The organism is Dietzia aerolata (assembly GCF_014144865.1).
Taxonomy (GTDB): Bacteria; Actinomycetota; Actinomycetes; order Mycobacteriales; family Mycobacteriaceae; genus Dietzia; species Dietzia aerolata.
In genome coordinates this window covers 16996-41823 of sequence record NZ_JAALDM010000103.1, presented here as the reverse complement: position 1 = coordinate 41823, position 24828 = coordinate 16996, and the positions used below count along the sequence as shown (strand labels likewise).

Annotated in this window: 26 protein-coding genes; 4 read left to right on the top strand and 22 right to left on the bottom strand. The window is 66.7% G+C overall.

The genetic code is table 11. The features are described 5' to 3' along the window. The 3 genes from G6016_RS07170 to G6016_RS07160 all read right to left on the bottom strand — a co-directional run. A partial coding sequence (locus G6016_RS07170) for a DUF8688 domain-containing protein (RefSeq protein WP_522731192.1) occupies nt 1-302 on the bottom strand: 302 nt, incomplete at its 3' end. A 9-nt stretch (nt 303-311) separates the two neighbouring features. After that, on the bottom strand, nt 312-1094 hold the full coding sequence (locus G6016_RS07165) for an NUDIX hydrolase (RefSeq protein ID WP_187354401.1): 783 nt from the start codon (nt 1092-1094) through the stop codon (nt 312-314). Beyond that, nucleotides 1091-1933 carry an ABC transporter ATP-binding protein gene (locus tag G6016_RS07160; RefSeq protein WP_182631982.1) on the bottom strand — a complete coding sequence of 281 codons (843 nt, stop codon included), beginning with the start codon at nt 1931-1933 and terminating at the stop codon, nt 1091-1093. The genes G6016_RS07165 and G6016_RS07160 overlap by 4 nt, the downstream gene beginning before the upstream one ends. A 151-nt stretch (nt 1934-2084) precedes the next feature. Here G6016_RS07160 and G6016_RS07155 point away from each other — a divergent pair, with 151 nt between their 5' ends. Both G6016_RS07155 and glgB read left to right on the top strand, forming a co-directional pair. Beyond that, on the top strand, nt 2085-4103 hold the full coding sequence (locus tag G6016_RS07155; RefSeq protein ID WP_182631981.1) for a maltotransferase domain-containing protein: 2019 nt from the start codon (nt 2085-2087) through the stop codon (nt 4101-4103). Between the two features lie 10 nt (nt 4104-4113). Beyond that, nucleotides 4114-6366, top strand: a complete 2253-nt coding sequence (glgB, locus tag G6016_RS07150; RefSeq protein WP_182631980.1) for a 1,4-alpha-glucan branching protein GlgB — start codon at nt 4114-4116, stop codon at nt 6364-6366. A 78-nt stretch (nt 6367-6444) separates the two neighbouring features. On the opposite strand, the gene G6016_RS07145 is transcribed toward glgB, so the two are convergent. Further along, nucleotides 6445-7389 (bottom strand): tetratricopeptide repeat protein, encoded by a 945-nt coding sequence (locus G6016_RS07145; protein ID WP_182631979.1) that lies wholly within the window; start codon nt 7387-7389, stop codon nt 6445-6447. Nucleotides 7390-7423: 34 nt separating this feature from the next. Further along, nucleotides 7424-8623, bottom strand: a complete 1200-nt coding sequence (locus G6016_RS07140; protein WP_182631978.1) for an acetyl-CoA C-acetyltransferase — start codon at nt 8621-8623, stop codon at nt 7424-7426. Between the two features lie 75 nt (nt 8624-8698). On the opposite strand from G6016_RS07140, the gene mce reads away from it, so the two are divergent. Both mce and G6016_RS07130 read left to right on the top strand, forming a co-directional pair. Next, nucleotides 8699-9169, top strand: coding sequence for a methylmalonyl-CoA epimerase (gene mce, locus G6016_RS07135; RefSeq protein WP_182631977.1), 471 nt, complete (start codon nt 8699-8701; stop codon nt 9167-9169). A 34-nt stretch (nt 9170-9203) separates the two neighbouring features. Then, the gene (locus G6016_RS07130; protein ID WP_241729893.1) at nt 9204-10079 is read left to right on the top strand and encodes a DivIVA domain-containing protein; all 876 of its coding nucleotides are present in this window, start codon (nt 9204-9206) and stop codon (nt 10077-10079) included. On the opposite strand, the gene G6016_RS17195 is transcribed toward G6016_RS07130, so the two are convergent. The 17 genes from G6016_RS17195 to rho all read right to left on the bottom strand — a co-directional run. Continuing rightward, nucleotides 10060-10362 carry an Rv1322 family protein gene (locus tag G6016_RS17195; RefSeq protein WP_380023370.1) on the bottom strand — a complete coding sequence of 101 codons (303 nt, stop codon included), beginning with the start codon at nt 10360-10362 and terminating at the stop codon, nt 10060-10062. The genes G6016_RS07130 and G6016_RS17195 overlap by 20 nt on opposite strands. 13 nt (nt 10363-10375) lie before the next feature. Continuing rightward, nucleotides 10376-11056 carry an endonuclease NucS gene (gene nucS / locus G6016_RS07125; protein WP_182631976.1) on the bottom strand — a complete coding sequence of 227 codons (681 nt, stop codon included), beginning with the start codon at nt 11054-11056 and terminating at the stop codon, nt 10376-10378. 54 nt (nt 11057-11110) lie between these two features. Further along, nucleotides 11111-11686 carry a DUF2550 family protein gene (locus G6016_RS07120; protein ID WP_241729892.1) on the bottom strand — a complete coding sequence of 192 codons (576 nt, stop codon included), beginning with the start codon at nt 11684-11686 and terminating at the stop codon, nt 11111-11113. Beyond that, nucleotides 11613-11987, bottom strand: coding sequence for a F0F1 ATP synthase subunit epsilon (locus G6016_RS07115; RefSeq protein WP_182631974.1), 375 nt, complete (start codon nt 11985-11987; stop codon nt 11613-11615). The genes G6016_RS07120 and G6016_RS07115 overlap by 74 nt, the downstream gene beginning before the upstream one ends. A gap of 9 nt (nt 11988-11996) precedes the next feature. Further along, nucleotides 11997-13445, bottom strand: coding sequence for a F0F1 ATP synthase subunit beta (atpD, locus tag G6016_RS07110; RefSeq protein WP_182631973.1), 1449 nt, complete (start codon nt 13443-13445; stop codon nt 11997-11999). A gap of 3 nt (nt 13446-13448) precedes the next feature. Continuing rightward, nucleotides 13449-14435: a F0F1 ATP synthase subunit gamma gene (locus G6016_RS07105; RefSeq protein WP_182631972.1), complete on the bottom strand. Its 987-nt coding sequence runs from the start codon at nt 14433-14435 to the stop codon at nt 13449-13451. Between the two features lie 55 nt (nt 14436-14490). Then, on the bottom strand, nt 14491-16128 hold the full coding sequence (gene atpA, locus G6016_RS07100; RefSeq protein ID WP_182631971.1) for a F0F1 ATP synthase subunit alpha: 1638 nt from the start codon (nt 16126-16128) through the stop codon (nt 14491-14493). A gap of 96 nt (nt 16129-16224) precedes the next feature. After that, entirely contained in the window at nt 16225-17043 is an 819-nt protein-coding gene (locus G6016_RS07095; protein ID WP_182631970.1) for a F0F1 ATP synthase subunit delta, read from the bottom strand. 14 nt (nt 17044-17057) lie between these two features. After that, entirely contained in the window at nt 17058-17630 is a 573-nt protein-coding gene (locus tag G6016_RS07090; RefSeq protein ID WP_182631969.1) for a F0F1 ATP synthase subunit B, read from the bottom strand. Nucleotides 17631-17661: 31 nt separating this feature from the next. After that, entirely contained in the window at nt 17662-17907 is a 246-nt protein-coding gene (locus G6016_RS07085) for an ATP synthase F0 subunit C (protein WP_182631968.1), read from the bottom strand. A 101-nt stretch (nt 17908-18008) separates the two neighbouring features. Continuing rightward, nucleotides 18009-18800 carry a F0F1 ATP synthase subunit A gene (atpB, locus tag G6016_RS07080; RefSeq protein WP_241729905.1) on the bottom strand — a complete coding sequence of 264 codons (792 nt, stop codon included), beginning with the start codon at nt 18798-18800 and terminating at the stop codon, nt 18009-18011. Nucleotides 18801-19004: 204 nt separating this feature from the next. Then, nucleotides 19005-19460, bottom strand: coding sequence for a Cg1360 family ATP-synthase-associated protein (locus G6016_RS07075; RefSeq protein WP_182631966.1), 456 nt, complete (start codon nt 19458-19460; stop codon nt 19005-19007). Nucleotides 19461-19470: 10 nt separating this feature from the next. Beyond that, nucleotides 19471-20631, bottom strand: a complete 1161-nt coding sequence (locus G6016_RS07070) for an MraY family glycosyltransferase (protein WP_182631965.1) — start codon at nt 20629-20631, stop codon at nt 19471-19473. 2 nt (nt 20632-20633) lie between these two features. Further along, complete coding sequence (locus tag G6016_RS07065; RefSeq protein WP_182631964.1) at nt 20634-21287, bottom strand: L-threonylcarbamoyladenylate synthase; 654 nt, start codon at nt 21285-21287, stop codon at nt 20634-20636. Then, nucleotides 21284-22201: a peptide chain release factor N(5)-glutamine methyltransferase gene (gene prmC, locus G6016_RS07060; protein ID WP_182631963.1), complete on the bottom strand. Its 918-nt coding sequence runs from the start codon at nt 22199-22201 to the stop codon at nt 21284-21286. The genes G6016_RS07065 and prmC overlap by 4 nt, the downstream gene beginning before the upstream one ends. 5 nt (nt 22202-22206) lie before the next feature. Further along, nucleotides 22207-23292: a peptide chain release factor 1 gene (gene prfA / locus G6016_RS07055; protein ID WP_182631962.1), complete on the bottom strand. Its 1086-nt coding sequence runs from the start codon at nt 23290-23292 to the stop codon at nt 22207-22209. Next, the coding region (gene rho, locus G6016_RS07050; protein ID WP_241729890.1) for a transcription termination factor Rho at nt 23289-24828 on the bottom strand (1540 nt) is incomplete at its 5' end. The genes rho and prfA, both read right to left, overlap by 4 nt.

The window sequence follows — 24828 nt, the reverse complement described above, 5'->3', positions numbered from 1 at the left end:
GTCACGTCGTGCACGTCGCGGCCGGCCAGACGCCGTGCGCGCAGCGCAGCCACGGGCCACGCGGTGGCCTGCTGGACCGCCTCGTCGGTGAGCAGCATCGACCCGCTATCGCGGATCCTCCCGGTCGCCCGCGCACGCGCGGTCGCCACGTCGATCGCCGCTGCGGCGTGCTCGCGATCCACTCGCCGCACCGCAGCCGTGGAACCCACCGTGGTGGCCTTGGAGAAGTCCAGTCCCGCCGCCAGCTCAAGCAGAGCCCGACCGGCGTCGGTGAGCAGAAATTCGAGGTCTTCGGGTCTCACGTGCGCAGCCTAGTTTCCGCCGGGGGTGATCGTTCGTTGCCACCGCAGGACCTCGTCGACGTCCGCGGCGGTGGCCAGGTCCGAGACGACGTGCAGAGTCGGCCGCAGCATGCTCAGGTGTCCTAGCGTTCCCGCGTGCGCGGCGTCGTCGGCCCGGACCCATTCGGCCGCACGCGCCTCGCTGGTCACCGCGTCCGCCTCCGCTCCCTCGGGCAGCGCTGCGACGAAGAACAACGTGTCATAGCGGCGCGGCGGCCCGACCGGCGTGGTCCAGCGGTCCCACGGGCGAAGCAGGTGTGCCGACAGCACCAGCCCGTGCCGCGACAACAGCTGGTCGAGGTCGCCTCTACCGGCGTCGAGGGCGCGACGCTCGTCGTGGCCGGGCGGAACGGACGGGTCGGGCGGGCCGCTTGCCACATCGGTTCCGGGTTGTGCCGGCTCGGCCAGCAGGACACCGGTCTCCTCGAACAGTTCCCGCGCGACTCCACGCACCGCTGCCGCCGCCCGCTCGTCGTTGATCCCGAACCTGTCCGCCCACCACCTCGGCTCCGGGCCGCGCCATTGGCGACCCCCGCCATAGTCGCGGGGCTCCACTCCTCCGCCGGGGAACACCGACATCCCGGCGGCGAACTGCATCGTGGGGACGCGATGCTGGAGAAACACCTCGACCCCGCCGCCGACCCGCGCGTCGCGGATCAACGCCACTGTCGCGGCCTCGCGGACGGGGACGGCTTCCGGGTCATACGGCTGCGCCGGCCTGCCCGGCGGGGTGAGACCCGGCACCGTGTTCATGCCCGTCGGTGGCGGCCGAGACGGCGGGCGCGGCGCGCGAAGTAGCGGCCGTCGATCTCATCCACCACGATCGACTGGGCGAACGCACGGGTGAGGTTGTCCGAGGTGATCACGTCCTCGATCAGTCCCATCGCGGTCACCTCCCCCTCCGACAGCAGCATCGCGTGGGTGAATCCCGGGGGGATCTCCTCGACGTGGTGGGTCACCAGAACCGTCGCCGGCGCATCCGGGTCCATCGCCATGTCGCCCAGTCGTGCCACAAGATCCTCACGGCCCCCCAGGTCTAGGCCGGCGCCCGGCTCGTCCAACAGCAGGAGCTCCGGGTCGGTCATCATCGCCCGTGCGATGAGGACCCGCTTGCGCTCGCCCTCGGACAGCGTCCCCCAGGTCCGCTCGGCCAGGTGTTCCGCGCCGATCGACTCGAGCGTGTCAGCGGCACGATCGAAGTCCTGACTCTCGTACTTCTCACGCCAGCGGCCGAGGACCGAGTAGCCGGCAGAAATGACCAGGTCCTGGACCACTTCGTCGCCGGGGATCCTGCCCGCAACGGCGACAGACGACAGGCCGAGCCGGCTACGCAGCTCGGTCACCTCCGTCTTGCCGAGCTGTTCACCGAGGATCACCGCCGACCCGGTACTCGGATACTCCAGCGCGGAGGCGATCTTGAGCAGCGACGTCTTCCCCGCGCCGTTGGGCCCCAGGACCACCCACCTCTCGTCCAGCTCGACCTGCCAGGACAGGGGGCCGACGAGGGTGGTGCCCTCGCGGCGAAGCGAGACATCCCTCAGGTCGAGGACGAGGTCGGGGTCGATTTCGATCACGGTGCTCACGGCGACCATCTAACCCGCTATCTCCGACAAGGGTGGCGAGGAACACGGCCCCCGCAGGTGAACCCGGGGTGACGCGCCTCCCAGATCGCCTCGGCTTCGCTAGCGTCGTGGGTGTGACGCCGCCCGTCGGGGCGGTCCCGCCGCCGAGAGGAGCACCGACGTGAACGACCGTCTGGCCATCGACGAGGTCCTGCCCCTCGTCGCCTGCGGGAGGTTCCCCTCCAAGTCTGTGGTGGGCGAGATCCTGCCCATCTCGGCGGTGGTGTGGCGCGAGGGACACGACGCATTGTCCGCCACGATGGTCGTCCGACGGCCCGGCGGAGCCCGGGACCGAACCACGATGGTGCCCGGCGCCGAACCGGACACGATGCACGCACTGCTGCCCACCGATGCGCCCGGGATGTGGTCGTTTCGAATCGAGGCCTGGTCCGATCCTTTTGCCACATGGCGCAGCGGCATCGTCAAGAAGATGGACGCCGGCCAGGATGCCGATGTTCTCGGCAACGAGTTCGAGGTGGGCGCACGCGTTCTCGACGTCGCGATCGCCCGCGCCTCGAAGGCCGGTCTCCATGATCGCGCCACCCTGCTCACTGACGCCGCCACCGCGCTCCGGGGTCGGGGTGACGCGACGAGCCGCACCGCGCCCGCGCTCTCCGATGCGGTCGCCGCCGAGTTGGCTGCGGATCCCGTGCGCGAGTTGGTCACGTCCGGGCAGACCCATCGCGTGTGGGTCGACCGGCGCGAAGCGCAGTTCAGCGCGTGGTATGAGTTCTTCCCACGCTCGACCGGTGGGTGGGATTCAGACGGACGGCCGGTCCACGGCACGTTCCAGACCTCCCGCAGCTACATCGATCACGCCGCCGACCTCGGTTTCGACGTCGTCTACCTGCCCCCGATCCACCCGATCGGCAAGGTCAACCGGAAGGGTCGCAACAACACCCTGACCCCCGACGCCGACGACGTGGGATCACCGTGGGCCATCGGCTCCGCCGAAGGCGGACACGACGCCATTCACCCCGAGTTGGGAACCACCGAGGACTTTCGGGACTTTGTCGAGTACTCCGCCGATCGCGGCGTCGAGATCGCTCTCGATCTGGCCCTGCAGTGCGCGCCCGATCACCCGTGGGCCGAAGCGCACCCGGAGTGGTTCACGGTTCTTCCCGACGGTCACATCGCCTACGCCGAGAACCCGCCGAAGAAGTACCAGGACATCTACCCGATCAATTTTGACCTCGACCCGGAGGGCATCTACGCCGAGGTCCTGCGGGTTGTCCGGCATTGGACGTCGCTGGGCGTGCGTATCTTCCGCGTCGACAATCCCCACACCAAGCCGGCAGATTTCTGGCATCGACTTATCAGCGAGGTCAAGCGGACCGAGCCCGACGTGCTGTTCCTCTCCGAGGCCTTCACCCGTCCCGCGCGCCTGTTCGGGTTGGCTCGACGAGGCTTCTCGCAGTCGTACACCTACTTCACGTGGAAGACCACCAAGGCAGATCTGGTGGAGTTCTGCGAGCAGCTCCTCGTGCACGTGGATGAGGCCCGCCCCAACATGTTCACCAACACCCCGGACATCCTCCACGAATCGCTCCAACGGGGTGGCCCCGCGATGTTCGCGATCCGGGCCGCGCTGGCCGCCACCCTCTCCCCCGCGTGGGGCGTGTACTCGGGTTTCGAACTCTACGAGTGGCAGCCGGTCGCCTCGGGGAGCGAGGAATACCTGGACTCGGAGAAGTATGAGCTCCGGCCACGGGATTTCTCCGCCGCCGAGGCCGCCGGACAGTCCCTGGCCCCCTGGATTCGGACGCTCAACAGGGTCCGACGGGACCATCCGGCACTTCAGCAGTTGCGAACTCTGCACTTCCATGAGGTCGACAACGACCAGATCATCGCCTATTCAAAGCTCGATCCCGCGACCGGCGACTGCGTCCTCATGGTGATCTCGCTCGACTCCCACGGCGCGCAGGAAGGCACGCTCGCTCTGGATATGGCGGCACTCGGCTACCCGGCAGATGCTCAGTTCACCGTGTACGACGAGGTGACGGGGTCAGAGTTCCACTGGGGCCCGGCCAACTTCGTCCGCCTCGAGCCCTGGGCCGCCGTCGCGCACATAGCCGTGATCCCGCCCTGCGATCCGGCACGTAGGGTCGAGTTGACCTACCGTTCGCACATCGTGGATTAGAGGCATTCAGATGGCACAGCACCACGAGAAGCGCTCTCCCCTACCCAGCCACGGCTCCGACACCGGCTCCGGCCCATCCGGACCGAGGCCGGGCGAGATCCCCGACGAGACGCTCGCCCGGCTGCACTCGGGCACCCACCACGATCCGCACTCGGTATTCGGTATCCACCCCGAAGGCGACGGCTGCGTGGTCCGCACAATGAAGCCGGGCGCGGTGAACGTCGACGTCCTCGTCGGTGATGTCGCCAAGGCCATGACACCCCTCGGGCAGGGCCTTTTCCAGGTGGTGCTCGAGGATCGGGACCTGCCGGACTACCGCTTCCGGATGACCTATCCGGACGGGCATCAGAGCACCGTCGCCGACGGTTATCGGTTTCTTCCGACGCTCGGCGAGGTGGACCTGCACCTGATCGGCGAAGGGCGCCACGAGCGACTGTGGACCGTCCTCGGTGCCCACGTCCGCACCTTTGAGACCGCCGGCGGGCCGGTCACGGGAACGTCGTTTGCCGTGTGGGCGCCCAACGCGCGGGGCGTGAGCGTGGTCGGCGATTTCTGCGGATGGAATCCGACGGCGCTACCCATGCGCGCCGTGGGCTCGTCCGGCGTGTGGGAGTTGTTCGTCCCCGATGTGGGCGACGGTGCCCACTACAAGTACTGCATCCGGGGTGCCGACGGACGAACCGTGGACCACGCCGATCCGATGGCTGCGGCCACCGAGGTTCCCCCGGCCACAGCCTCCACAGTGTTCACCTCGGGCTACGAGTGGAATGACGACGAGTGGATTTCTGCTCGTGCCTCCCGTGACCACTCGCGATCACCGATGTCCGTCTTGGAAGTTCATGTGGGCTCGTGGCGCCCCGGCCTCGGCTATCGGGAGTTCGCCCACCAGCTCGCCGAGCATGTCGAGGCGACCGGGTTCACGCACGTTGAGCTGATGCCTGTCGCCGAGCACCCCTTCGGCGGGTCGTGGGGGTACCAGGTGTCCTCGTATTACGCCCCCACCAGCCGGTTCGGGTCCCCAGACGACCTGCGTTACGTGATCGATCATCTCCACTCGCGAGGCATAGGTGTGCTGGTGGACTGGGTTCCGGCTCACTTCCCCAAGGATGAGTGGTCACTTGGCCGATTCGACGGGACCGCTCTGTACGAGCACCCCGACCCCCGTCGGGGCGAGCAGCCGGACTGGGGCACGTACGTCTTTGATTTCGGTCGACACGAGGTCCGGAACTTCCTGGTGGCCAACGCCCTCTACTGGGCGGAAGAGTTCCACGTCGACGGTCTGCGGGTGGACGCGGTCGCCTCGATGCTCTACCTCGACTACTCGCGCGAGGATGGCCAGTGGGAACCCAACCGATATGGCGGTCGCGAGAACCTCGAAGCCATTTCGCTTCTACAAGAGGTCAACGCGACACTGCATCGCGAGCATCCGGGGGTCCTGACCATCGCCGAGGAATCCACCTCGTGGGGCGGAGTCACCGCACCCACCACATCCGGTGGACTCGGATTCTCCATGAAATGGAACATGGGGTGGATGAACGACACCCTCCGCTACCTGGCGTTGGACCCGGTGCACCGCTCGCATCACCATGGCGAGATCACATTCTCGATGATGTACGCGTGGAGTGAACGTTTCGTCCTGCCGCTGAGTCACGACGAAGTGGTTCACGGTAAGGGCTCGATGTGGGAGCGGATGCCCGGCAACGCCTGGGACCGAGCGGCTGGGATCCGCGGCCTGTACGCCTACATGTGGGCTCATCCCGGAAAGAAGCTTCTCTTCCAGGGACTCGAGTTTGGGCAGACCACCGAGTGGGATGCAGATCGCGGCGTGGTCTGGGGCGACCTTGAGGGCTGGGAGGGCGAGTATCACCAAGGAATACTCGACTGCGTTCGCGACCTGAACAGCCGGTATGCCGACAATCCCGGTCTGTGGGTTCTCGATGATGACCCAGCCGGTTTCTCCTGGATCGATGCCAACGACGCGGACCACAGCACGCTGTCCTTCCTTAGGACCGATCAGTCGGGAAGCGTCGTGGCCTGCATCGCGAACTTCTCCGGCAGTCCCCTGCACGATTATCGAATCGGTTTGCCTGCCAGCGGCCGTTGGGAGGAGATCCTCAACACCGATTCCGAGGCCTACGAGGGCTCCGGAATCGGAAACCTCGGCGGGGTGCAGGCGGAAGAGCTCCCGCATCACGGGCGGCCGTTCTCCGCGACGGTGGCCGTGGGATCACGGGCTACCGTGTGGTTCCGTCACCGCGGCTGACAGCGGAAAGCCTCGGTCATCGTCGATCCCGGGCCTCCAGCGATACGAGCATGGAGGCCCGGGAACGGGATACCACGTTTAGTACAGCGCGCTCGCCAGGTCCCGACGCGCAGCCAACACACGCGGATCGTCTGCGGGCAAGGTCTCGAGCAACTCCAGCAGTCTGGTCCGAAGCGCCTGACGATCATCACCGAAGTTGACCTTGATCGCGTCGGTCAGCACCGAAAATGCGGAATCGTACTCCCCTGACACGAGCATCAGGTCTGCAGAACGCTTGGCTGCCAGAACAGGACCGTCGTCTGCGTTGTCGGTCTCGTCGGCCACCCGCCTGCCAGCTTGGACGTAGCGTAGGGCCTCGACGAGCGAGTGCTCACCCGGCCGGGCCTCGACCAGCGCCGCAAAGCGCTGCTCCGCCGTGGCCAGATCTCCCTCGGACAAGGCCTCCTCAGCCGCATCGAGTTCTGGATCTGCTTTTTCTTCGGCGTCAGCGTCCTCCGGGCTCGGTCCGGGACCGCTGAGTTTGCCTTCGGTGGCACGTAGGACCGCCTCAAGCCATTGCCGGACGGCCTCTTCCGGCTGTTCCCCCTCGAAGTCCGCAATCGGGCGGCCACCTGCGATGGCGAACACCGAGGGGACAGCGCGCGCCTGCAACGCCTGCGCGATTCCCGGGGCCACATCCACGTCCACGGTCGCGTGAACCCAGGTTCCGTTCGCCTCGTCCGCGAGCGCGGCAAGGATCCCCGTCAACGCGGTCGGGGCGCGCTGCGAGACCAGTTCGATGATGACCGGCACCTGGGTCGAGCGGACCAGAACTTCCTGTTCAAAGGTCGACTCATCAACCTGGATCCGGGTCGCCACGGACGCGGCGGAACCTTCGGCCTGCCCCGGGGCGCGTCCCTGGCTGGACGCGCCCCGCTGGGCCTCGGCTCGACTCTTCAGGCCGGAGAGGTCAACGGCGCCGGCGAGCGACGCCGCGAGCTTCTGCTCGGCGGCGGACGGGGGACGGTTACCTGGTCTCGACACGTCTCCGATCCTGCCACGCCGCCGCCGAAAGGGGTCAGCCGGCCGCAGGCACTCGGATGATTAGGGCGTCGCCCTGGCCACCACCGCCGCACAGTGCCGCCGCACCGAGTCCACCACCACGTCGGGCGAGCTCCAGTGCGAGAGTCAGGACGACGCGGTTGCCCGACACACCGATCGGGTGCCCCAGGGCGATAGCGCCGCCGTTGACGTTGACCTTCTCCGGATCAACACCGAGCGCCTTGGTCGCTTGGAGCCCAACCGAGGCGAAGGCCTCATTGAACTCAAACAGGTCGATGTCCTCGACCGCGATTCCGGTCCGCTCGCTCGCATCGAGAATCGCGTCGGACGGCTGGTGCTGAAGGGTGGAATCCGGTCCGGCAACCGTGCCGTAACCGACGATCTCGGCAAGCACCGGCCAACCCTCCTTCTCGGCCCGCGCGGCGCTCGTGACGATGACCGCCGAGGCACCGTCCGAAATCTGCGACGACGACCCTGCCGTGATGGTGCCTTCCTTGGCGAACGCCGGGCGCAGCTTGGACATCGACTCGGCGGTGGAATCCGCCCGCACGCCCTCGTCGCTGTCGACGACGGTGTCGCCCTTACGGCCCTTAATCGTGACCGGCACGACCTCGTCGGCGAACAGTCCCTTCTCCCACGCGGCGGCTGCGCGCTGGTGCGAGACCGCGGCGAACTCATCCTGGGCCTCGCGGGTGATGCCCAGTTCGGCATTCCGGGTCTCGGTAAGGGCACCCATCGGCTGATCGGTCGGCACATCGTGCAGGCCGTCGTAGGCCATGTGGTCGAGAACCTCGATCGAGCCGTACTTGTAGCCGTTGCGGCTACCCGGCAGCAGATGCGGAGCCTGGGACATGGACTCCTGACCGCCGGCGACGATGACCTCCGAGTACCCCGACCGGATGGCCTGATCCGCGAGTGCGATCGCGGTGAGACCGGACAGGCACATCTTGTTGATGCTCAGGGCGTCGACGCTCTTGGGGACACCACCTGCGATGGAGGCCTGACGTGCGGGCATCTGACCGACCCCAGCCCCGAGCACCTGGCCCATGATGACCTGGTCAACGGCCTCGGCCGGGACGCCCCCGCGCTCGAGAGCGCCGCGGATGGCGATGCCGCCCAGCTCTGGAGCGGACAGCGAGGACAGGCCGCCCTGGAGGCGGCCAAACGGCGTGCGTGCACCGGCGACGATGACGGTACGAGTGGGCTCGGTGGTCATGAAACACCTTCCGGATTGGGGTGAGGGCTATCCACGCCAAACTACCGTGTACCCCGACCGACTAGCGTGGAAGGCATGACTAGCACCCCAGACGGCCAGCCCCTGCTTCCGAGCGAACTTGTCGTGGCTATCGACCACGTCGGCGTTGCGGTTCCCGACTTCGACGCTGCCGTGACGTGGTACCGGGACAACCTCGGCATGGAGAACCTGCACGAGGAGGTCAACGAGGAGCAGGGCGTCCGCGAAGCCATGCTCGGTTCCCCCGGCCGCCCCGAGGGCAGCGCACTTCTTCAGATCCTGGCGCCGCTCAACGAGGCCTCGACTATCGCAAAGTACCTCGATCGAAACGGACCGGGAATCCAGCAGATGGCTGTGCGTGTCACCGACATCGAGGCGATCACTGCGCACCTCACCGGCCGCGGTCTCCGGGTCCTGTACCCCGCGCCCAAGAAGGGCACGGCGGGATCACGTATCAACTTCGTACACCCCAAGGATGCTGGCGGCGTGCTGCTCGAGCTCGTCGAGCCAGCCGCAGACCAGCACTGAGCGCCCACGGGGGTTGCGCGGCTAGGGTGGTGACATGTCGAGCATGCAGACCACCGAGACGGCCGCGCAATCCTTCGCGGTAGTGCGCAAGGGGTTCGACCGTGAGCAGGTCAACTCCGCACTAAGTCGGCTCGAGGCCGAGGTGGAGCTCCTTCGGGCCGACCGTGACTCCGCCGTCGAGCGTGCCCATCGAACGAACTCCGAGGTCGAACGTCTCCGTGAGGAGAACCGAGTTCTGGAGGCACGGATAGCGGAACTCGGCCGAGTGCCCAAGACAACCGAGCAGATGTCCGATCGTCTGTCCACCATGCTCTCGTTGGCGACCGCCGAAGCCGAATCGATCAGAGATGCGGCCCACTCCACCGCCGACCGGACGCTTACCGAGGCGGAAGACGAAGCGTGGAGAATGCGAGAGACCGCCAGCAACGAGCTCACGGCGATCCGGACCCGCACGGAGGCCGTTCGCGCCGAACACACGGCCGCGCTGGAGGCGGCGCGTACTCGAGCGAAAGAGATCATCCGATCGGCTGAGCGCGAGGCGAAACGTCTCGACAATGATGCTGCGGAACGGCGCCGACAGATTGATGAAGACCACCGTCTTGCTTCCGACCTTCGGCGCGAAGAAACGATGAAGGAAGACCAGGCCATCCGGACCGCGTCACTAAGCGCTGCCCAGGCTCTCCGACAGGATGCCCGTAGTGAAGCCGATACCCTGGTGAACAACGCTCGGGTCCGCGCGGAACAGATGGTCGATCAGGCTCACGCACACACCGAGCAACTACGCGCACTCCGCGATACCGTGTACGCCGAACTGGCAACGGTTCGCGCACGGCTGGAGCCCCTACCCGGCAGAGGCGCGGACGAGGAGCTGCTCCCCGACAAACCGGAGTTCAGCTCCAACGACGAGTGAGACCTCGGCTGGCTCGTCCGTTCCAGCATCCGGAATGCCAGTGACGTCTCTCGCCATCGCCGCCCGGCCTGTCAGGCCAGGCCACAACGTGCGCGGTCCCGGCGGTCACGATCTGGTCGCACCCGGGACAGCGGTAGTCCTTCATAGCTCGAGAGCCGGGAATGCGCCGGACGTGGTAGTGGTCGGGATCCCCGGCGGGCCCTGCTTCCCGAGTACCTCCGCCCAATCCGTCCCTCAGAGCTGCGGGACGTCCTCGGTCCGAACGGCGGTGACGTCTCGGCACAAAAGGCTCCCTTTCAGAAAAGGCGTAGGTCTGTCGAATCAGTTCCGCGGAGGTGTTCGTAGTCCAGAGTGACGCAGCGGATCCCCCTATCCTCGGCGAGGGTCCGCGCCTGTGGCTTGATGATTTGCGCGGCGAAGATCCCACTGACCGGCGCGAGCAGTGGATCGCGATTCAGGAGCTCAAGGTAACGCGTGAGCTGCTCCACACCGTCGATCTCACCGCGTCGTTTGATCTCCACTGCGACAGTTGCGCCTCCGGAGTCGCGGCCGAGGATGTCTACAGGTCCGATCGCGGTCATGTATTCCCGACGAATCAAGCTGTAGCCCTCACCCAGAGTGGTGATGTGTTCGGCGAGGAGTTCCTGGAGATGGGCTTCAACGCCATCTTTGACCAAGCCGGGATCAACACCGAGTTCGTGTTGTGAATCGTGGTGGATCTCGGCGACGGTGATGCGCAACTGTTCGCCGGCCTTGTTCTCCACCACCCATAACCGGTGGTCCTCATTCTCTGGATGATCCTGCTCCCGAAGAGTGCACGGTGGGGTCATCCAGTTCAAGGGCTTGTATGCCCGGTCGTCGGCGTGAACGCTCACGGACCCGTCCGCTTTGACGAGAAGTAATCGCGGAGCCATGGGAAGGTGTGCGGTCAATCGACCGACATAGTCAACCTGGCAGGTGGCGACGACGAGTCGCAAAGCAAACTCCTTAAGTTCACGTCGACATGTCCGGGTTCATCCGGAAGTGCGGGATCAGCGACGGCGGCGGGGCCGGATCTGATCCGTAGAGCAGGCCTCGACCCAGGACAACAGGCCGGTGAGTTCCGACGGTCCGAGACAGATCTCGCCCTCCACCGTACGACCTCGACGATCAGACCCGGAGAAGGGCACGATCACCTCTCCGTCCTCCGCAAAATCCAGTTCAGGCCCGGTTGGTTGGCGTCGTCGCCCCAATGTCAGTGTCCGCCGGTCGAGCCTGACATCAGGTCGGAATCGAACGCTGAGCAGTCGGTAGAAAGAGACGTCAGTATCCGAATAGCGAACGGCACCATATCTCCACGCCTGGTCCCCGGATTCGCGAGTGAGGACAGAGGTGGAGTTGTGACGGATGAAAACCAGCCGATACACAACGGCCGCGACCACCGGGGCGAGCACGAGCAGGATAACGACACCGAGTATGACCTCGATGGGAGCCGTCAATCTGCTCAACTCCTTCCGGTGGTCGCGGCCGTGGCAACGGTCGGACCGTGTGAGGCTAGGCGCCTGCCTTCTCAATCGCGCGGAGGCGACCCCGAGCGGCGGCGGCCGCGTCAGCGTCGTCGCCAGCATCCGCGAGAGCCTTCTCAGCAGCAGCGCGATCGATCGAATCCGACCATACCGCTGCCTCTCCGAGAATGCTCACCTTGTTGGCGGTGACGGAGAGGAATCCACCCTGTACGGCAGCGACCTTCTTGCCCTCGTCGGTGTAGACGGTCACGGTGCCGCCGGTGTCCAGCTCGCCGAGCAGCGGCTCGTGCCCGGCCTGGATACCGATCTCGCCCTCAGTGGTCTTGGCGACCACCATGCTCGCGGTACCAGACCAGAAACGACGCTCAACCGTGACGAACTCGACTTCCATGTCAGCAGCCATGATCGTCGATCACTTCCCTGCGAGCTTCTTGGCGGCAGCCTCGACGTCGTCGAGTCCACCGATGCCGTTGAACGCCTGCTCGGGGAGATGATCGAGCTCGCCCTTGCAGAGCTTGTCGAACGCCTCGATCGTGTCTGCCAGCGGGACGACCGAGCCGACCTGACCGGTGAACTTCTCGGCAACGAGGAAGTTCTGACCGAGGAAACGCTCGAGGCGACGGGCACGCTGCACGGTGACCTTGTCCTCCTCGGAGAGCTCGTCCATACCGAGGATCGCGATGATGTCCTGGAGCTCCTTGTACTTCTGGAGGATCCGGATGACTTCCTGCGCGACGCGATAGTGCTCTTCGCCCACGATGCCGGGCTCGAGGATCCGCGACGTCGAGGTCAGCGGATCCACGGCCGGGTAGATGCCCTTCGAGGCGATGGAACGGGAGAGCTCCGTGGTCGCGTCGAGGTGGGCGAACGTGGTGGCCGGGGCCGGGTCGGTGTAGTCGTCAGCGGGCACGTAGATGGCCTGCAGCGACGTGATCGAACGACCGCGGGTCGACGTGATTCGCTCCTGCAGCTGGCCCATCTCGTCGGCCAGGGTGGGCTGGTAACCCACGGCGGACGGCATACGGCCGAGCAGGGTCGACACCTCAGAACCGGCCTGCGTGAACCGGAAGATGTTGTCGATGAACAGCAGAACGTCCTGGCCCTGCACGTCGCGGAAGTACTCGGCCATGGTCAGTGCCGAGAGGGCGACACGCATACGCGTCCCCGGCGGCTCATCCATCTGGCCGAACACCAGGGCGGTGTCCTGGAGGACGCCCATCTCCTCCATCTCGAGGAAGAGGTCGGTGCCCTCACGGGTACGCTCACCGACGCCGGCGAAGACCGACGTACCGGAGAACTCGCGGGCGATACGGGTGATCATCTCCTGGATCAGCACGGTCTTGCCGACACCGGCACCACCGAACAGACCGATCTTGCCGCCCTTGACGTACGGGGTCAGCAGGTCGATGACCTTAACGCCGGTCTCGAGGATCTCGGTCTTTCCCTCGAGCTGGTCGAAGGCCGGCGGCTCGCGGTGGATGCCCCACTGCTCTCCGTCCCGGCCGGTGCCGGGAGCGTCGAGGCAGTCGCCGAGCGCGTTGAAAACGTGTCCCTTGACGACATCGCCGACGGGAACCGAGATCGGCTTCCCGGAGTCGATGACCTCGGCGCCACGGACGAGACCGTCGGTGGACTGCATCGAGATGCAGCGGACCATGTTGTCGCCCAGGTGCTGGGCGACCTCGAAGGTCACGGTCTTGGCGACGGCCTCGAGCGTGATCTCTGCGGTAAGGGCGTTGAAGAGGGCCGGCAGGGCGCCGCGCGGGAACTCCACGTCGACGACCGCGCCCAGGACGCGGGAGACCCGGCCGGTGAGACCGGCCGTGCCCGTCGTGCTCTGATCGGTAACAGCTGTGGTCATTGCTTAGTCACTTCCTGCGCTCGCGGCGAGCGCGCCAGCGCCACCGACAATCTCGCTGATTTCCTGGGTGATCTGTGCCTGTCGTGCCTGGTTCGCCTCACGGCTGAGGCCCTCGACCAGTTCGGTCGCGTTGTCCGTGGCGGACTTCATTGCCGTACGACGAGCTGCCGACTCCGACGCGGCGGACTCGAGCAGCGACGCGAACGCCCGAGTCGACATGTACCGCGGAAGGAGGTTGTCGAGCAGGGTGTCGGCATCGGGTTCGAAGGAGACCTCAGGCTTGAAGTCGGTCTTCGACGTGTCGAGCATGTCCTCGCCGAGATCCAGTTCCTCGACCTCGACCTTGGTCTCGATCGGGGCCAGGCGCCGTGCCTTCGGAGTCTGCGTGAGCATCGACTTGAACTGGGTGTAGACGATGTGGACCTCGTCGACTCCCTTGCGCTCGGTGCTCCCCGTGTAGTCCTCGCCGAGGAACTCGGCGGCGTCGAACGTGCCTTCGCCGCCAGCCGCGAACGCGGTGGACAGCAGCTGGAACGCCGGGCGCGCGGCCTGGTAGTCGGGCTTCTGGGAATGCCCGTGCCAGGAACCTGCGAGCGAGATCTCTCGGAACGTGTAGTACACGATGCCCTTGTTGCCCAGCACGTAGATGTCGACCTCACGGCCCTCCTCTTCGAGGAAGGCGATGAGCTCCGAGGCCTCCTTCAGCACGTTGTGGTTGTAACCACCACACATGCCGCGGTCGGAGGTCACCACGAGCACCGCGGAACGCTTGGCGTTCTCGGGCTCGTTGAGCATCCTGTGCTGAACCGACGACGCGTTCGCGAGGTCCGTCAGGATCGCGGTGATCTGATCGGCGAAGGGCTGAGCCTCGGCGACCCGGGCCTGCGCCTTGGAGATCTGCGAGGTCGCGATCAGCTCCTGGGCCTTGGTGATCTTCTTGGTCGAGTTGACCGACTTGATCCGGTCGCGCAGTTCACGCAAATTCGCCATGGTCTCAGATCACACTCCTCTCGGCCTTGTATCGGATGGCTGTCATCGCTGGGCCTCAGGCCTTCTTCTTGGTGACCGTGAGGGTCTCGCGGTCGATCTCGTCCTCAGACAGAGCTTCGGCCTCCGGCTCGTTGACCACGCGGGAGCCGTCGGAGGCGACAAAGCCCTCCTTGAACTCGTTGGTCTTGGCCTCGAGGGTCGCCTTGGACTCGTCGGACAGGGCCGCGCCACCGTCGATCTGGGTGAAGACGTCGGACGCACCGTGGTGGAGCTGCTCCAGCAGCTCGGCCTCGAAGCGACGGATGTCGCCGACCGGAACGCTGTCGTAGAAGCCCTCACCTGCGAGGTAGATCGAGACGATCTGGTCTTCGACGGACACCGGGGAGCTCTGATCCTGCTTGAGGATCTCGACCAAACGCTGACCGCGCTCGAGCTGGGCCTTGGAGGCTGCGTCGAGATCGGAGGCGAAGGTCGCGAAGGACTCGAGGTCGCGGAACGCGGCGAGGTCGAGACGCAGCGAACCGGAGACCTTCTTCATGCCCTTGGTCTGTGCGGCGCCACCGACTCGCGAGACGGAGATACCGACGTTGACCGCGGGACGAACACCACGGTTGAACAGGTCGGACTCCAGGAAGACCTGACCGTCGGTGATCGAGATGACGTTGGTCGGGATGAACGCCGAGACGTCGTTGGCCTTGGTCTCGATGATCGGCAGGCCGGTCATCGAACCGCCACCCATCTCGTCGGACAGCTTGGCGCAACGCTCCAGCAGACGCGAGTGCAGGTAGAACACGTCACCCGGGTAGGCCTCACGACCCGGCGGGCGGCGCAGCAGCAGCGAGATCGCGCGGTAGGCGTCGGCCTGCTTGGAGAGGTCGTCGAACACCACCAGCACGTGGGCGCCGCCGTACATCCAGTGCTGCCCGATGGCGGAACCGGTGAAGGGGGCGAGCCACTTGAAGCCGGCCGAGTCGGAGGCGGGGGCCGCGACGATGGTCGTGTAGTCCATCGCGCCGTGCTCCTCGAGGGTCGCCTTGACGCCCGCGATGGTGGAGCCCTTCTGGCCGATGGCCACGTAAATGCAACGGAGCTGCTTGGTCTTGTCGCCGGACTCCCAGTTGGCCTTCTGGTTGAGGATGGCGTCGATGCACACCGCGGTCTTGCCCGTCTTGCGGTCACCGATGATGAGCTGACGCTGGCCACGGCCGATCGGCGTCATGGCGTCGATGGCCTTGATGCCGGTCTGCATAGGCTCCTCAACCGGCTGACGCTCGAGCACCGAGGGGGCCTGCAGCTCGAGAGCGCGGGTCCCCTCGGCCTCGATGTCACCGAGGCCGTCGATCGGCTGACCGAGCGGGTTGACGACTCGGCCGAGGAAGCCGTCGCCGACGGGCACGGAGAGGACGTCACCGGTGCGACGGACCTCCTGGCCCTGGGCGATCTCGTCGAAATTACCGAGGATGACCGCACCGATCTCGCGGTCCTCCAGGTTCAGTGCGACGCCGAGGATTCCGCCAGGGAACTCCAGCAGCTCGTTGGCCATTGCCGAAGGAAGGCCGCTGATGTGAGCGATACCGTCACTGGTGTCGACGACGACGCCGACTTCTTCCTTGGTCGCGTCCGTCGAAACAGTAGAGGTGTAGTTCGCAATCGCGCTGCGGATCTCGTCGGAGGAGATCGTCAACTCCGCCATGTCATTCCTGCTCTCAAAGTCGGGATGTGCTTTATGGGTGTTTCGTGAGCCTTGACCATTTCTCGACCGCAGCTCGTCGGTTGACCGGCTATCCGGTCAGCGGAGGCTGCGCCGCAGTGCGTCGAGCCGGCCCGCCACGCTGCCGTCGATGATCTCGTCGCCCACACGAACGACCACTCCGCCCATGAGGGCCGGATCGATCTCGTTGTGGACCGCGATCTCCGAGCCGTAGATCGACTTGAGTCGACCGGCCAGATCTGCGGTCTGCTGCTCCGAGAGTGCCTCAGCGCTGGTGACCACGGCAACGGTCCGACCGCGAAGTTCCGCCGCCTGCGCGGAGATCTCCATGAGGTCGTCCGCCGGCATTCCGGTGGGTCGGGCGATGGCCTGGGAGGCCAGGGCCTCGGTCACCGCGGTGACCTTGCCGTAGAGGACCTGCGCCAGAAGTGCCCGCTTGGCGGAGGTCTCCGCCGTGCGGTCGGCGAGAGCCTGCTCGAATTCCGCGTCGCCCGCGACGATGCGTCCGAGCCGGAACAGCTCGTCCTCTACCGTCTGGAGCTGGCCCTGCTCGTCGGCCGAGCGCAGAAGCGCCTCTCGACCGAGCGTGATCAGCCCCTGTCGCAGCTCACGGGGGTTGGACCAGTCCTGAGCGACCGCAGCGAGCAGCAGATCGAGTGTGGTCTGGTCGATCTTCCACCCGAACACCCCGCGAACGAGGTCCTGCCGGGCCTCGACCGAGGCCGAGGTGTCGGCCACCGCGACTCGCAGTGACCGGTTGTCCTCGAGGACGTCGACGACCTGGAAGAGCTCCTGGCCCACGGTTGCCCCTGTCGCTCCCCCGGCCGGATTCGAGGCCAGAGCGGACTTCAGGGCGCCCCGCGTGTTGTCGAGTGCCTCACGACTCGCTGCGTGCATGGACTCCACTTCCCTTAGTTCTTACCCGCGCCGGGGACCCGGTCGAGGTCTGCCAGAAAGCGGTCGATGGTGCCGGAGCGGCTGACCGTGTCGGACAGCTGCTCACCCATGAGCCGCTCCGCCAGGTCGACGGACTGCCGGCCGAGATCGGACCGAAGCTCCGCGACGATCTGCTGACGCTGAGCTGCGAGCTGCTGCTCACCCGAGGCGACGATGCGGTCGCGCTCGGACTCGGCCTCGGTCTTCATGTCGGCGAGGATCTGCTGGCCCTGCGCACGCGCGTCGTCGCGGATCTTGGCCGCTTCGCTGCGCGCCTCGGCGAGCTGGGCCTTGTACTTGGCCAGCTCTTCCTTCGCCTCGGCCTGGGTCTGCTCAGCACGACGCAAACCGCCCTCGATACGCTCTTCGCGCTCGTCCATGACCTGCTGGAACTTCGGAAGAATGAACTTCCAGAAGAGCCAGAGGATGACCACGAGCGGGATGAGCGACCAGACGATGTCATACAGCGGAGGAATGAGCGGGTTCACGCTCTCCTCCAGGGGGAGTGTCTCCCCTTCGGCCGCCAAGATGGCGATGACGTTGTTCATGGTGCGTCCCTACAGGTCGGTGTGTCGTCGATCAGAACAGGAAGCCGGCGACGATACCGATCAGGGCGAGCGCCTCGGTGAAGGCGATGCCGAGGAACATCGTGGTACGGAGGGTGCCGGCCATCTCGGGCTGACGGGCCATGCCCTCGACGGTCTTACCGACGAGGATGCCGATGCCGATGCCGGGGCCGATGGCGGCGAGGCCGTAGCCGATGGCGCCATAGCCCTGGTTGGTGACGGTCTGCTCGGCGGCCTGGGCGAGAGTGACGATGTCCATGGGGTTTCCCTTTCAGATGGCCGGTGCGGGGTATTCCGCATCCGGTCGGACGTGAATTGTCGGGTTGACAGGTGGTCGTGTCAGGCCTGACGGCCCGGGTTCTAGTGGTTGTCCGCGTGCAGCGAGCTGTCGATGTAGACGGCGACCAGCAGGGCGAAGATGTACGCCTGCAGGAAGATCACGAGGAGCTCGAACAGCGTGAACGCGATCGACAGCACCGAGATCCCGGCGGACAGCAGGGTCCAGCCGTTGAGCTGCCAGAAGAAGAAGTTCGTTGCGCTGAACAGCAGCACGATGATGAGGTGACCCGCGAGCATGTTCGCCATGAGACGAATGGTCAGCGTGACCGGACGCAGGATGAACGTCGACAGGATCTCGATCGGGACCAGCAGGATGTGCAGGGCCGGCGGCACGTTGGGGATGACGATGCTCAACTTGATGTACCGGAAGAATCCGTACTTCTTTGCACCTGCGTAAACGAAGGTGATGTACCCCAGGAGCGCGAGCATCATCGGGAATCCGATACGCGCGTTCGGGGAGACGTTGAGCCCCGGCAGGACCGTTGGCAGGTTCATCGCCAATGTCGCGAAGAAGATGGTGGCGATCACCGGCAGGAAGCGACGTCCCTGATCCTTACCCAGGATCTCCTCGGAGATGTGCACCCGGACGAAGTCCAGGCAGATCTCCGAGAAGTTCTGCACACCACTCGGGATCAACCGCGGGTTGCGCATCGCGATCATGAAGAAGCCCATCAGGACAACGGCCATGAGGATCCGGACCAGCATGAGCCGGTCCAACGTGAAGGCTCCACCCGCGAAGTCGGTGAGCCACCTGTCGACAGGGAAGAACTCTTTGTCGATATCAGGGGCATGGAACTCGCCCTTGAAGGCCAGAAGCGTGGTACTCAGTGTGTTCTCCCCTGGTCGTGTAGGGCGTCTGGCGCCCGAGCGCGTGCAGTACGAGGGCCCGATCATCGCGGCCGATTCGGGTCAGCGCGCGTCCGCCATCAAGCCATGTGTCAGCCTGGCGACGTGCTCGTCTCACCGTCGAAAAGAATAACATCCCGGTCTCGGATCCCGGGGCACAGGGGGACCCTGTCAGGGCGATGCGGGGTCGGCGGGCTCCACATACGGGGTCCGCGTCTTGAGAATTCCCCAGGTCTCCGCGGCCAGGACGACGATCAGCGCAGCGATGATGGTCACCGCGAATGCCGGCCTGGAATAGAAGTCGAATCGTTCGATCACAGCGACGATCCCGATCGCGACGACGAGCTTGAGGAGCCAGGTTCCCAGCAGGATGGCCGCCGTCGTCTGCGGCGCCGTGTTTGCGGTGGCGATGACCACCACGGCGGTGGTGAGCACGAAGGCTCCACCGATCGCCGCGCCCATCACAGCACCCCACAGGCCGGGGACACCGTCGGCCAGGGTCCACGCGATCACGCTGATCACCGTGAGTGCGACGAGCGCGAGCCCGCCCAGCTTGACCGCCGTGCGTAAGCCTGCGTTCTGGGGGCTCGGGGCGGTCTGATCTGGTGTCGCGGGAGTGTCGCTCATGACGAGCAGCCTAGCCGGACGCCCGTCTGTCTCCCGACCCCTCCTCTACCCGTGCACTGCGCAGGCGCGGCACGAGGGTGGCGATGAGGACGAGCAACAGGCCGGCCGCGGCGAGCGGAACGATGACCTCGGTCGGCAGCATGGTCGCGCCGACCGCGCCGAACGCGATGAGCGAGACCCACGCGTAGATCACCAGGGCCACGCGGCGATGCGAATGCCCCAGGGCCAGCAGCCGGTGATGAAGATGCATCTTGTCGGGGGCGAACGGACTGCGCCCGGCTCCCACGCGGCGGATGATCGCCATGACGAGGTCGAGCATGGGCACGAACATGGCGGCGGCCACGACGATCATCGGCGAGAGCAGCACGATCATCTCCTGCGGACCGTAGAGGCTCTGGGAGATCTTGCCGGAGGCACTGGTGGACGCGGCGGCCAGGACCAGACCGATGAGCATGGAGCCGGAGTCACCCATGAAGATGCGGGCGGGCTGGAAGTTGTGCGGGAGGAATCCGATCAGGGCCCCGGCCAGCACCGCGGTGACGAGCGCGGGCGGATACGCGCCGACGGTGCCGCCCTGGTCGAGCATGATCCCCACGGAGAACACACAGATCGCCAGCGCGGCGATGGTGCCGAGTCCGGCGGCGAGGCCGTCGAGACCGTCGACGAAGTTCATCGCGTTGACGATCGCGAGCGTGAACACGACGGTGAGCAACCCGGCCTGCAGTTGGTCGAGTACGAGGATGTTTCCGTCCCCGAAGGGCAGGTAGACCAGGGTCCATGACACGCCCATCGCGACGAGCACCCCGGCAGCTGCGGCCTGCCCCGCGAGTTTGGTGACCGCGCCGAGTCCCAGGATGTCGTCCACGATGCCCACGAGGACGATCAGTCCCCCGGCGAGGATCGTGGCCTCCACGTCGGGCGCGAACGGCGGAAATGCCCGGTTGAGGGCAGGGAGCTGCGCGGCGAGGAAGATCGCGACGAGCATGCCCGTGAAGATCCCCACTCCCCCGAGCCGGGGCGTGGGGACGAGGTGCACGTCGCGCTCACGCGGGTACGCGAGCCCACCGATCGCGGGCGCCACCCCCCGCACCAGCCCGGTGACGACAAAGGTGACGAGGCAGGCGGTGACCCCGATGAGCAGGAGTTCCCGGAACGGGATCCCGACGCCCACGGCTAGGCCCGCAGCTGCGCCGGGTCGATATCGAGGACTTCGCCGACGCGCTCGGCGGTGACGGCTCCCTCACGCACGATCACGGGCCCGGGTCCGGTCAGGTCGACGATGGTGGACGGCAGTCCGACCGCGCACGGCCCCCCGTCCAGGTACACCGCGACGGACTCGCCGAGCTGCTCGCGCGCCTGGGCGACGGTGGTGGCCGGCGGCTGGCCGGACACGTTGGCGCTGGACACGGCGAGCGGTCCGACGTCCCGCAGCAACTCGATGGCGACGGGGTGCAGCGGCATCCGCAGCATGACGGTCCCCTGCGTGTGTCCGAGGTTCCAGCCGAGCGAGGGCGCCTGGTGGACGATGAGGCTGAGACCACCGGGCCAGAACGCGCGGATGAGATCACGCGCGGCGGCCGGGGTGCTCACGACGAGACCGTCGATGGTCTCCCACGATCCGACGAGAACCGGCACCGGCATGTCCGGTCCGCGACGCTTGGCCGACAGCAGCAGGTTGACGGCATCCGGGTCGAAGGCGTCCGCGGCGATCCCGTAGAGCGTGTCGGTCGGGGTCACGACGAGCCGGCCGGCGCGCAGGGCGCCGGACGCGGAGCTCAGGCCGACCTCCCGGCCGGTCTCCTCGGTGCAGTCGTAGGTGATGGTCACCGGTGGGTCCCCTCCTGGGCTGTCTGGTCGACGTCGCATGTGGTCGCGGTGACGAACCGCGGCCTGCCGGCGAGGTCGGTGTGCTGCTCCACGGTACCGAAGCGCCCCTGCCGTCCGACGACCGCGGCGACCTCGGCGCCGGTGGTGTCGTCGTGTTCCACGGCGAGGTGCCCACCGGGGACGAGGAGGGTGGCGGCGAGGTCAACGAGGGGGACGGCGACGACGAGGCCATCCGCTCCGCCGAACAGCGCGGTTGCCGGCTCGTGCCCCAACACTTCCTCGGGAAGCTGGTCGGTGACCGGGATGTAGGGCGGATTCGACACGACGGCCATCACTTCGCCCCGGAGGTCGGAGAGCAGTTCCGGATCGGTGGCGTCGCCGTGGTGGATCACGATGGGGGTGTCTCCGGCATCGGCGCGGGTGGCGGCGTTGCGGCGTAGCCACTGCAGGGCCGGCTCGTGTAGTTCCACGGCGTGCACCTCGGCGTCCGGGCGTGCGTGAGCGATCTCGAGCGCGATCGTGCCGCTGCCCGCGCACAGGTCCACCACGACGGGCCGCACTCCCCCGCCCGGTGCCGGGAGACGGGCGAGCACCCACTCCACGAGGAGTTCGGTCTCGGGTCGCGGAATGAACACGCCCGGCCCGACCGCCAGATCCAGCCGGCCGGAGGGTGCGGTGCCCAGCAGGTACTGCAGGGGGATGCCCTCCCCCGTGCGTGCGGCAACGAGCCGCTCGATCTCGGCGACGGCGGCCCGGTCCAGCCCGTCGGCGAGCATGAGCCGGGACGCCTCTACACCTGCGACGTGGGCGCAGATCAGACGCGCCTCGGCCTGCGCGGACTCGACCCCGCCCTGCGCCAGGGCGGCCGCGGCGGTCCGCACCACGCCGGCTACCGGAACCGGCTGTGGGTCCACGGGACTCAGGCCTCGTCCATGCGGCGCCGGCGGTCCTCGTCTGCGAGGGCATTGAGCACCGCGTCCATGTCACCGTCCAGGACGGCGTCGAGGTTGTGCGCCTTGAAGCCGACCCGGTGGTCGGCGATCCGGTTCTCGGGGAAGTTGTAGGTGCGGATGCGCTCGGAGCGGTCGACGGTGCGCACTTGCGTGGCGCGCCCCTCCGCCGCCTCGGCGTCCGCGGCCTCTTCCGCTGCCGCCTGGAGCCGGGCAGCCAGCACCTGGAGTGCGCGCTGCTTGTTCTGCAGCTGACTGCGCTCGTTCTGACACGTGACGACGGTTCCGGTCGGCAGGTGCGTGATGCGGACGGCGGAGTCAGTGGTGTTGACGCCCTGCCCGCCCTTGCCGGACGAGCGGTACACGTCGATCCGCAGCTCGGATTCGTCGATCTCGACGGGGCCGACGTCCTCCGGTTCGGGAAACACCAGCACGCCCGCGGCGGAGGTGTGCACCCGGCCCTGGGATTCGGTGACCGGAACGCGTTGCACGCGGTGAACGCCACCCTCGAACTTCAGCCGCGACCACACACCGTCACGCGACGGCTGCTTGGATCGGATGGAGAACGAGGCGTCCTTGTATCCGCCGAGGTCCGATTCGGTGACGCCCAGTACCTCCACGGTCCAGCCGTGCTTCTCCGCGTAGCGGGTGTACATGCGCGCCAGGTCCGCGGCGAACAACGCGGACTCCTCGCCGCCCTCGCCCGATTTGATCTCCATCAGCACGTCGTCGCCGTCGTGGGGATCCCGCGGGGCCAACAGGTCGGCCAGCCGGACCTCGAGCTCGGACGCCTCCGCGTCCAGCCTGTCGGCTTCCGCGGCGAACGAGGCGTCGTCGTCGGCCAGTTCGCGCGCGGCGTCGGCGTCGTCACGCGTGGACACCAGCGCCCGGTAGCACTGAACCACCGGGGTCAGCTCGGCGAACCGCTTGCCGACGCGACGGGCTGCCGCGGCGTCCTCGTGCAGCGTGGGGTCCGAGAGCTGCGCTTCGAGACCTCCGTATTCGGAGAGGACGTCGTCGATCGATGACGGCGAACGCCCTGCGGCCTCGCTCACTCCTCGTCCTGCGGCAGCGTGGGCGTGGTCTTGGCCACCTGCAGCAGGAACTCGTAGTTGGTGTTGGTCTTACGCAACTGCGACATGAGCAGGTCGATGGCCTGGTGGGTGTCCAGACCCGAGAGAACGCGACGCAGCTTGTGCATGATGCCCGCCTCCTCGGGGCTCATGAGCAGCTCCTCCTTGCGCGTACCCGACGGGCCCACGTCGACGGCCGGGAACACACGACGCTCGGCGATCCGGCGGTCGAGCTTGAGCTCGGCGTTGCCGGTGCCCTTGAACTCCTCGAAGATCACGGTGTCGCCGGCGGAGCCGGTCTCGACCATCGCGGTGGCGATGATCGTCAGCGAGCCGCCGTTCTCGATGTTGCGTGCCGCGCCGAGGAACCGCTTGGGCGGGTACAGCGCCGTGGAGTCGACACCGCCGGAGAGGATCCGGCCCGAGGCGGGCGAGGAGTTGTTGTAGGCGCGACCGAGGCGGGTGATGGAGTCGAGGAGGACGACGACGTCCTGCCCCAGCTCGACCAGGCGCTTGGCCCGCTCGATGGCCAACTCGGCGACCTGCGTGTGGTCTGACGGCGGACGGTCGAAGGTCGAGGCGATGACCTCACCCTTCACCGAGCGCTGCATATCGGTGACCTCCTCCGGACGCTCGTCGACGAGCACCACCATCAGGTGGCATTCCGGGTTGTTGGTCGCGATCGCGTTCGCGATGTTCTGCAGGATCGTGGTCTTACCGGCCTTCGGCGGCGACACGATCAGAGCACGCTGGCCCTTGCCGATGGGCATGATCAGGTCGATCACGCGGGTCGAGATGACGTTCTTCTCGGTCTCCAGGCGCAGCCGCTGGTTGGGGTAGAGCGGGGTGAGCTTGGAGAAGTCGACGCGATTTCGTGCCTGGTCGACCGGACTGCCGTTGACGGTGTCGATCCGCACCAGCGGGTTGAACTTCTGACGGTTCTTCCCGCCACCGCCACCGCCACCGTGGCCGCCGCCCTGACCGCCCTGACCGTCGCCGTCGCGAGGCATCTTGACGGCACCCGTGATGGCGTCACCCCGACGGAGTCCGTGGCGACGGATCATGTTCATCGACACGTAGACGTCGTTGGAGCCGGCCAGGTAGCCGGACGTGCGCACGAACGCATAGTTGTCCAAGACGTCGAGGATGCCCGCCACCGGCTGGAGGACATCGTCTTCCCGCACCTCGGTGTCACCGTCGTTCTGACGGTTGCCGCCGCGGTTACGCTCGCGCCGCCGTCGGCTACGTCGGCCGCGACCGCCGCCGTCGTCGTCGCGGTTGCCGTCATTCCGGGGGCCGTTGCCGTCACCCTGGTTGTTCGAACTCTGGTTGTTCGAGCCCTGCTGGTCGCGGTTCTGCTGGTCGCGGTTCTGCTGGTCGCGGTTGCGGCCGCCCTGGTCGCCCGAGCCCTGGTTGCCCGAATCCTGCTGATCGCGGTTCTGCTGACCACGGTTGCGGCCGCCTTGGTTACCCGAGCCCTGATTTCCGGAGCCCTGGTTGTTCGAGCCCTGGTTGCGG